Here is an 8,079-nt window from a genome sequence, read left to right as displayed (position 1 = left end):
GGGCGGCGATCCGCGACGAGCCGTTGTTCGCCCAGTGCCTGCTGGAGGGTTTCGACGAGATCCTGGCGCTGGCCGGCGACCCGGCGCCCCGCGCGGTGCCCGCCTCGTTCGGCGAGCCGGCAGCGTCGGCGTCGCGATCGGTGTCGGGATCATGAGCGCATCCGAGGAGCGGGGGACCGAACGCGACATGCAAAAACCGGCGACGGACATGCGACTGCCCGGATCGGTCGCCGAGATCATGGCCAGCCCATCCGGGCCCAAGATCGGGGCGTTCTTCGACCTGGACGGGACCCTCGTCGCCGGCTTCACCGCGGTCATCCTCACCCAGGAACGTCTGCTGCGCCGCGACATGGGGGTGGGGGAGCTGCTCAGCATGGTGCATGCGGGCCTGAACCACACGCTCGGGCGCATCGAGTTCGAAGATCTCATCGGTAAGGCCGCCTCCGCGCTGGCCGGGCGGCTGATCGACGACCTCGAAGAGATCGGCGAGCGGCTGTTCGTGCAGCGGATCGAGGGCCGCATCTACCCGGAGATGCGCGAACTGGTGCGGGCGCACGTGGCGCGCGGACACACCGTCGTGCTCAGCTCGTCGGCACTGACCATCCAGGTCAACCCGGTGGCCCGATTTCTCGGCATCACCAACATGCTCACCAACAAGTTCGAGACCACCGAGGACGGCATACTCACCGGCGGCGTGCAGAAGCCCATCCTGTGGGGGCCGGGCAAGGCCGCCGCCGTGCAGCGGTTTGCCGCCGAGAACGGCATCGACCTCAAGGACAGCTACTTCTACGCCGACGGCGACGAGGACGTCGCCCTGATGTACCTGGTCGGCAACCCGCGACCGACCAACCCCGAGGGCAAGATGGCCGCGGTGGCCAAGCGGCGCGGCTGGCCGATCCTGCGGTTCAACAGTCGCGGACCGGTCGGCCTCCGCCGGCAACTGCGCACGCTGGCCGGTTTCGGTTCGCTGTTCCCGATCGCGACCGGCGCGGTGGGGATCGGCATGCTCACCCGCAGCCGGCGGCGGGGGGTCAACTTCTTCACCTCCACCTTCTCCCAGGTGCTGCTCGCTACCACCGGCGTCCAGATGAACGTCATCGGCCAGGAGAACCTGACCGCGCAGCGTCCGGCGGTGTTCATCTTCAACCACCGCAACCAGGTCGACCCCGTCATGGTTGGCGCGCTGGTGCGCGACAACTGGACCGCAGTGGGCAAGAAGGAACTGGCCAAGGATCCGATCATGGGCACGATCGGCAAGGCGATGGACGCCGCGTTCATCGACCGCGACGATCCGAGCGCCGCCGTCGAGTCGCTGCACCAGATCGAAGAGCTCGCCAGAAAGGGACTCTCGGTCGTGATCGCCCCCGAAGGCACCCGCATGGACACCACCGAGGTCGGGCCCTTCAAGAAGGGCGCGTTCCGCATCGCGATGGCCGTCGGCATCCCGATCGTGCCGATCGTCATCCGCAACGCCGAGATCGTCGCCGCGCGCAACTCCACCACCATCAACCCGGGCACGGTCGATGTGGCGGTGTTCCCGCCGATCCCGGTGGACGACTGGACGGTCGAGACGCTGCCCGAGCGCATCGCCGAGGTGCGCCGGCTGTACCTGGACACGCTGGCCGACTGGCCCACCGACGAGCTGCCCGAGTCCGATCTGTACAAGACGAAGGCGGCGAAGAAGGCCCCGGCGAAGAAGGCCCCGGCGAAGAAGGCCCCGGCGAAGAAGGCCGCGGCCAAGAAGGCCCCGGCGAAGAAGACCCCCGCCAAGAAGGCCCCGGCCAAGAAGGCGGCGGCGAAAGCCCAGCCGAAGGCCCCCGGCCCCGGCGAGGAGACACCCGAATCCGGGCCCAGAGGGCGCGTGTGAGCGAACCGGCCGCAGACACCAGCGCCGATCAGGATTCGCTGGTGTTGGCGTCCATGGCCTCGCCGGTCGAAATGGAGCTGATCACGGCCTGGGTGGAACGGCAGCGCGCCGACCACCCGGGCGCGCGGGTCCACGTACTGCGGCTGCCCGAACCCGACGCGCCGCCGTCGGAGCTGAGCGCGCTGGCGCAGCGGCTCGAATCCGGTCACGACCGTTCGATCGTGCCGGTTCAGGTGTTCTGGTTGCCGCCCCCGGACCGCGGCCGGCTCGCCAAGGTGGCGGGCCTGCTGCCCGGCCTGGATCCCTACCACCCCAGCCAGCGCCGGCAGCGCCGCATCCGGCGCGACGCTCCCGGTCGCGCGCGGGTGGTGGCCGGCGAGCCCGCCAAGGTGTCCGAATTGCGTCAGCAGTGGCGCGACACCACGGTGGGTGAGGATCCGCGCGACTTCGCCGGGTTCGTCGTCCGCCGCGCGGTCCTGGCGATCGAGCGCGTCGAGTACCGCATCCTCGGGCCGCAGTACAAGTCTCCGCGGCTGCTCAAGCCGGAGATCCTGGCTTCGGCGCGGTTTCGTGCGGGTCTGCAGAAGATCCCGGGCGCCACCGTCGAAGAAGCCGGCAAGATGCTCGACGAACTGGCGACCGGGTGGAGCAGGGTGTCGGTCGACCTGGTGTCCGTGCTCGGCCGGGCGATCAGCCGCGGATTCGATCCCGAGCTCGACTACGACGAGTACCAGGTGGCGGCCATGCGCTCCGGGCTGGAAGCGCACCCGGCGGTGCTGCTGTTCTCGCACCGGTCCTACATCGACGGCGCGGTGGTGCCGGTGGCGATGCAGGAGAACCGGCTGCCGCCGGTGCACGTGTTCGCCGGCATCAACCTGTCGTTCGGTTTGATGGGACCGCTGCTGCGCCGGTCCGGCGTCATATTCATCCGCCGCAACGTCGGCGACAACCCGCTCTACAAGTACGTCCTGCGCGAGTACGTCGGCTACATCGTCGAGAAGCGGTTCAACCTGAGTTGGTCCATCGAGGGCACCCGCTCGCGGACGGGCAAGATGCTGCCGCCCAAGCTCGGCCTGCTGGCCTACGTGGCCGACGCCTACCTCGACGGCCGCAGCGAGGACATCCTGCTGCAGCCGGTGTCTATCAGCTTCGACCAGCTGCACGAGACGGCCGAGTACGCCGCCTACGCCCGCGGCGGGGAGAAGACCCCCGAGGGCATCGGCTGGCTGTACAACTTCATCAGGGCGCAGGGCGAACGCAACTACGGCAAGATCTACGTCCGCTTCCCCGAGGCCGTGTCGATGCGCCAGTACCTCGGCCCCCAGCAAGGTCCGCTCAACCACGACCGGGACGCCAACAAGCTTGCCCTGCAGAAAATGTCCTTCGAGGTCGCGTGGCGAATCCTGCAGGCCACCCCCGTCACCGCGACGGGGTTGGTGTGCGCGCTGCTGCTGACCACCCGCGGCGCGGCGCTCACGCTGGGCCAGCTGCACCACACCCTGCAGGACTCCCTGGACTACCTCGAACGCAAGCACACCCCGGTCTCGACGAGCGCGCTGCGGCTGCGCACCCGGGCCGGCGTGCGTGCCGCGGTCGACGCGCTGTCGGGCGGTCACCCGGTCACCCGGGTCGACGGCGGGCGGGAGCCGGTGTGGCAGATCGCGCCCGAGGACGAACACGCCGCCGCGTTCTACCGGAACTCGGTGATCCACGCCTTCCTGGAAACCTCCATCGTCGAACTCGCGCTCGCGCACACCCGCCACGCCGGAGGCGACCGCATGGAGGCGTTCTGGGCGCAGGCGATGCGGCTGCGCGACCTGCTCAAGTTCGACTTCTATTTCGCCGACTCGGCGACGTTCCGGCAAAACATCGCCGAAGAGATGGCCTGGCACGACGACTGGGAGTCCCACGTCGCCGCCGGGGGAGACGAGATCGACGCGATGCTGTTCGCCAAGCGTCCGCTGATGGCCGACGCCATGCTTCGGGTGTTCTTCGAGGCCTACGAGATCGTCGCCGACGTGCTGCGCGACGCCCCGCCCGACATCGGCCGGCAGGAGCTGACGGACCTGGCGCTCGGGGTGGGGCGGCAATACGTGGCGCAGACCCGGGTCCGCAGCAGCGAGTCGGTGTCGACGCTGTTGTTCGCCACCGCGCGCCAGGTCGTCGACGACCACGGCTTGATCGGCCCCGGAGCCGAGCTGACCGAACGGCGGGTCGCCTTCCGGCGCGAGTTGCGCAACGTGCTGCGGGATTCCGGCCACATCGGTCGGCTCGCGCGCAAGCAGTTCGTCGCCCGCGAGTTAAAAGCGCGCCAGGACCAACGGGACAGCCGAACCGACTGACCGCCGCGCGCCCCCCAATAGCCTGGACCCATGACCGTTGCCCCGCCCGCCGGGAACGCCCCGGCACGCGCGCGACGAGGGGCGCTGCCAAGCGCCCTGCACGGGTGTGGCCGTTGCTGGTCGGGGTCGCGGTGCTGGCGGGGTGCACGGCGGCCGGGATCGGGGCGTTGTCGCTGGCCGATGCGCTGCTCGACACCGGTCTGCCCGATCCGGGGCCGGCCACCACGCTGGGGCTGCCGTTCGTCCGCGCGGCGGGCGAGATCGCCGCGGTCCTGGCCGTCGGTTCCTTCCTGTTCGCCGCCTTCCTGGTGCCGCCGCAGCGGAGCGGCGTACTCGACGCCGGCGGCTACCGTGCGCTCCGCACGGGGACGTGGGCGTCGGGGGTGTGGGCGGTGTGCGCCGCGTTGCTGGTCCCGCTGACCATCTCCGACGTGTCGGGCCAACCGCTGAGCCAGCACCTCAACCCGCTCACGCTGTGGTCGTCGGCCGGCCTGGTCACCACCGCCTCCGCGTGGCGCTGGACGGCGATCCTGGCCGCGCTGGTCACGCTGGCCAGCGTGTCGGTGCTGCGCTGGTCGTGGACAGCGCCGCTGTTGGGCGCTTCGCTGTCGACCCTGATCCCGCTGGGGCTGACCGGACACTCCTCGGCCGGCGGCTCGCACGACTTGGCGACCAACAGCCTGCTGATCCACCTGGTCGCCGCCGGCCTATGGGCCGGCGGCCTGCTCGCGTTGGTGGCCCACGCCCTGCGCGGGGGCGACCACCTGGGCCTGGCGGCGCGGCGGTTCTCGTCGATCGCGCTGTGGTGCTGGTTGGCCATGGGCGTGAGCGGGGTGATGAACGCCCTAGTGCGGGTGCTGCCGTCGGACCTGCTGACCACCTCCTATGGGCGGCTGGTCGTCGGCAAATTCCTGGCGCTGTGCCTGCTGGGCGTCCTCGGCTGGCGCCAGCGCCGCTCGGCAGTCGCCGCGCTGCACGACGACGCGAGCCCGCCGCACGCGCGGCGGGCCCTGATCCGGCTCGCGCTGATGGAAGCCGCGCTGTTCGGGCTGACCTTCGGCATTGCCGTCGGGCTGGGCCGCACACCGCCCCCGCCGCCGCCGATTCGGCTGCCCTCGCCGTCGGAAGCCGAGGTCGGCTACAACTTCGACGGGCCGCCGACCATGGCGCGCGTCCTGTTCGACTGGCGTTTCGACCTGATCTTCGGCACGGCCGCGATCGTGTTCGCCGCGGTGTACGTGGCGGCGGTGGTGCGGCTGCGCCGGCGCGGCGACCGGTGGCCGGCGGGCCGGACGCTGGCGTGGTTGCTCGGCTGCCTGACCCTGTTGTTCATGACGTCCTTGGGTGTCGGCCGGTACATGCCGGCGATGTTCAGCATGCACATGGTCGCCCACATGGGGCTGTCGATGCTGGTCCCGATCCTGCTCGTGCTCGGCGCCCCGGTCAGCCTGGCGCTGCGCGCACTGCCGACCGCCGGTCGTGACGATCCCCCGGGTATGCGGGAATGGTTGTTGGCCGCACTGCACAGCCGATGTTCCCGGTTCCTCACCAACCCGGCCGTGGCCACGGTCCTCTTCGTCGCCGGCTTCTACGGGTTGTACTTCTCGAGCCTGTTCGACAAGGCGGTGAGCAGTCACGCCGGGCATCTGGCGATGAACGTGCACTTCCTGCTCAGCGGCTACCTCTTCTATTGGATCGTCATCGGGGTGGACCCCACGCCGCGCCCGATCCCGCCGCTGGCCAAGGTGGGTGTGGTGTTCGCGTCGTTGCCGCTGCACGCGTTCTTCGGGGTGGTGCTGATGGGCACCCAGCGAGTCCTCGGCGCCGACTACTACCAATCGCTGGGACTGGGCTGGCACACCGACCTGATGGGCGATCAGCGGCTGGGCGGCGCCATCGCGTGGGCGGCCGGAGAAGGCCCCCTGGTGATCGTGATGTTGGCGTTGCTCATCCAGTGGGCGCGCAGCGACGACCGCATGGCCCGGCGGCTGGACCGGGCGGCCGACCGCGACGACGACGCCGAGCTGGCCGCCTACAACGCGATGCTGGCCGAGCTCGCGCGGCATAAGACGACAGAACTGCGCTAGAGGTAGTGATACCGGGCCTGGAGAATCTGCAAATCATCGCCGACGACGCGGTAGACGAGCCTTTGCTCCTGGGTAATCCGCCGAGTCCAGGCGCCGACGAGCCCGTATTTCAACGGCTCCGGCTTACCGATGCCTTCCTGCGGTGACCGACGGGCGTCCGCGATGAGCGTGTTGATCCGCTTGAGCACCGCACGGTCGGCGGTCTGCCAATGCTGGTAGTCCTCCCACGCTTGCGGCGAGAAGACGATGTTCACTCGGCGAGTTCAGCCCGGATTCCGCCGCCCTGGTCCAAGGCGTCAGCAGCGTCGAGGAGCCGGCGGGCATTGGCCGGGGAGCTGAACAGGTATGCCGTCTCCTGCCACGCTTCCCAGTCCTCGGCGGACATCAGCACGGCGCGACCAGCCTTCGATGTGATCTCGACCGGCGTCCGGTCGGCGTTGACCCTTTCGATCAGGGGAAACAGGTTCTTGCGCGCCTCGCTTGCGGTGATTGCCACCGAGCGCCTCCTCGCTAGTGGTACAAGATATGGTACCAGCCAGTTCAGTGTTGCTTGGTAGCCGCATGGAGCGGGGCGGTCGGCCGGGAAATCCATGGTGATCGAGCCGTCGCGGCCGGGACGGCAGCGCAGTTCGCCGCTGCGGGTGGCAAAAGCCCGCTCGCCGCCAAGCACGTGCGCGCTGGCCAGGGTGCCGTGCCCGCACAGGTCGACCTCGGTGGTCGGGGTGAACCAGCGCAGCGGCAAGCTCGCGTCGTGCTGGTCGCCGGTCAGGTCGACGAACGGCGGTTTAGGTCACAGCGACATCCTCGCCGAACAGGTCCAGGCGGCTCCGTCGACACACCTCCACCGGCCAGCCGTCTCGGAAGCAGGTCATTGAGACAGCAGGCCGCACGCGCGATCGCCTCCGACTCACCGACGGGCTGATCCACAGTCACCGTTTTCTCCACAGTGCCAGCGCGCGGGCCCCGTCTGCGACCGAGTCCGTCGGTGGTCCCGAGCTGAATGGCGGTCGTATAGGGCGGTGACCTGTTCGCCAAGCCATGACAGATAGATCGAGAAAGGGATCAGCCAATGTTCGAAACTCCGCTTACCGTAGTCGGTCACATCGTCAACGACCCCCAGCGTCGCCGGGTCGGTGACCAGGAGCTCATCAAGTTCCGGGTGGCCAGCAATTCCCGTCGCCGCACCGGTGACGGTGGCTGGGAGCCGGGCAACTCGCTGTTCATCACGGTCAACTGCTGGGGCAAGCTGGTGACCGGCGTGGGTGCGGCGCTGGGCAAGGGCGCGCCGGTAATTGCGACGGGACACGTGTACACCAGCGAGTATGAGGACCGCGACGGCAACCGTCGTTCCTCGCTGGAGATGCGGGCCATCGCGGTCGGGCCGGACCTGTCGCGCGCTCTGGTGCGCATCGAAAAGCCCGCGTACACCGGTCCGGAACCGGCTCCTGCCCCGGCGGAGGTCGCCGCCAACGGCAAACCTGCCGAGGATGCCGCCGCCGACGACGACGCCGCCGCGGGCGGCAACCCACTGCCGTTATCGGCCTAGCGGCCGGCCCGGCGCCGTCGGGCGATGCCTAGGATGGTCCGCGAGATCATTCTGCAAGACCAGAAAGGCAAAACCGCGGCATGGCTGAGTTCATCTACACGATGAAGAAGGTCCGCAAGGCGCACGGCGACAAGGTCATCCTGGACGACGTCACGCTGAGCTTCTACCCGGGCGCCAAGATCGGTGTCGTCGGCCCCAACGGCGCCGGCAAGTCGAGCGTCTTGCGGATCATGGCCG

Annotated in this window: 6 protein-coding genes and 2 pseudogenes; 6 read left to right on the top strand and 2 right to left on the bottom strand. The window is 69.4% G+C overall.

Features of this window, described 5'->3' with window-relative positions; translation table 11 throughout:
* The 4 genes and pseudogenes from AC2VOR_RS08485 to AC2VOR_RS08470 all read left to right on the top strand — a co-directional run.
* Positions 1-155 (top strand): annotated as a pseudogene (locus AC2VOR_RS08485) (wax ester/triacylglycerol synthase family O-acyltransferase); the annotation flags it as partial.
* Positions 152-1,867: an HAD-IB family hydrolase gene (locus AC2VOR_RS08480; protein ID WP_486963598.1), complete on the top strand. Its 1,716-nt coding sequence runs from the start codon at positions 152-154 to the stop codon at positions 1,865-1,867. The pseudogene AC2VOR_RS08485 and the gene AC2VOR_RS08480, both read left to right, overlap by 4 nt.
* Positions 1,864-4,209, top strand: coding sequence for a glycerol-3-phosphate 1-O-acyltransferase (locus AC2VOR_RS08475; RefSeq protein WP_486963597.1), 2,346 nt, complete (start codon positions 1,864-1,866; stop codon positions 4,207-4,209). The genes AC2VOR_RS08480 and AC2VOR_RS08475 overlap by 4 nt, the downstream gene beginning before the upstream one ends.
* Before the next feature lie 30 nt (positions 4,210-4,239).
* Positions 4,240-6,296, top strand: a pseudogene (locus tag AC2VOR_RS08470) (bifunctional copper resistance protein CopD/cytochrome c oxidase assembly protein).
* On the opposite strand, the gene AC2VOR_RS08465 reads toward AC2VOR_RS08470, so the two are convergent.
* The gene (locus AC2VOR_RS08465; protein WP_369737860.1) at positions 6,293-6,550 is read right to left on the bottom strand and encodes a Txe/YoeB family addiction module toxin; all 258 of its coding nucleotides are present in this window, start codon (positions 6,548-6,550) and stop codon (positions 6,293-6,295) included. The pseudogene AC2VOR_RS08470 and the gene AC2VOR_RS08465 sit on opposite strands and share 4 nt — an antisense overlap.
* The gene (locus AC2VOR_RS08460; RefSeq protein ID WP_369741509.1) at positions 6,547-7,065 is read right to left on the bottom strand and encodes a type II toxin-antitoxin system prevent-host-death family antitoxin; all 519 of its coding nucleotides are present in this window, start codon (positions 7,063-7,065) and stop codon (positions 6,547-6,549) included. Before AC2VOR_RS08460 ends, AC2VOR_RS08465 begins: the two co-directional genes overlap by 4 nt.
* A 300-nt stretch (positions 7,066-7,365) precedes the next feature.
* Between AC2VOR_RS08460 and AC2VOR_RS08455 the strand changes: the two genes are divergently transcribed.
* Both AC2VOR_RS08455 and AC2VOR_RS08450 read left to right on the top strand, forming a co-directional pair.
* Positions 7,366-7,842, top strand: coding sequence for a single-stranded DNA-binding protein (locus tag AC2VOR_RS08455; protein WP_486963596.1), 477 nt, complete (start codon positions 7,366-7,368; stop codon positions 7,840-7,842).
* Between the two features lie 80 nt (positions 7,843-7,922).
* The coding region (locus tag AC2VOR_RS08450; RefSeq protein ID WP_486963599.1) for an ATP-binding cassette domain-containing protein at positions 7,923-8,079 on the top strand (157 nt) is incomplete at its 3' end.

This window comes from Mycobacterium sp. TH-M103 (assembly GCF_057473785.1).
Note: the sequence above shows the minus strand (reverse complement) of the source record. Positions and strands in the feature narration are given on the sequence as shown.